Below are 436 nucleotides of genomic sequence, written 5' to 3'. Positions count from 1 at the left end.
CTCGGTCTGGGCGTTGAAGCCGTAGGTCTCCGAGCCCGTGTTGTCGGAGATCTTGCCGACCACGATCGAGCCCTCGACGCCCGCGTTCGAGGCGATCTGACGGAGCGGGGCCTCGAGCGCCTTGAGGACGATCTTGATGCCGGCCGCGACGTCGGCGTTGTCGCTGTTGAGCGCGGCGACCGCCTTCCTGGCGCGGAGCAGTGCCGTGCCGCCGCCGGGGACGATGCCCTCTTCCGCCGCGGCGCGGGTGGCATGCAGGGCATCCTCGACGCGGTCCTTCTTCTCCTTGACCTCGACCTCAGTCGAGCCGCCAACACGAATGATCGCCACCCCACCGGCGAGCTTGGCCAGGCGCTCCTGCAGCTTCTCGCGGTCGTAGTCCGAGGTGGTCTCCTCGATCTGCGCCTTGATCTGCCCGACGCGGGCCTCGATGTCC

At 68.8% G+C, this 436-nt stretch carries 1 protein-coding gene; it reads right to left on the bottom strand.

Annotation, left to right across the window (positions count from 1 at the left end; all coding sequences use genetic code 11):
• Positions 1-436: TCP-1/cpn60 chaperonin family protein (locus tag WDW90_RS38260; RefSeq protein WP_336492895.1), on the bottom strand; the 436-nt coding region annotated here is incomplete at both ends.

Source organism: Methylobacterium nigriterrae, from assembly GCF_037106235.1.
In the GTDB taxonomy this organism is placed as follows: domain Bacteria; phylum Pseudomonadota; class Alphaproteobacteria; order Rhizobiales; family Beijerinckiaceae; genus Methylobacterium; species Methylobacterium nigriterrae.
Note: the sequence above shows the minus strand (reverse complement) of the source record. Positions and strands in the feature narration are given on the sequence as shown.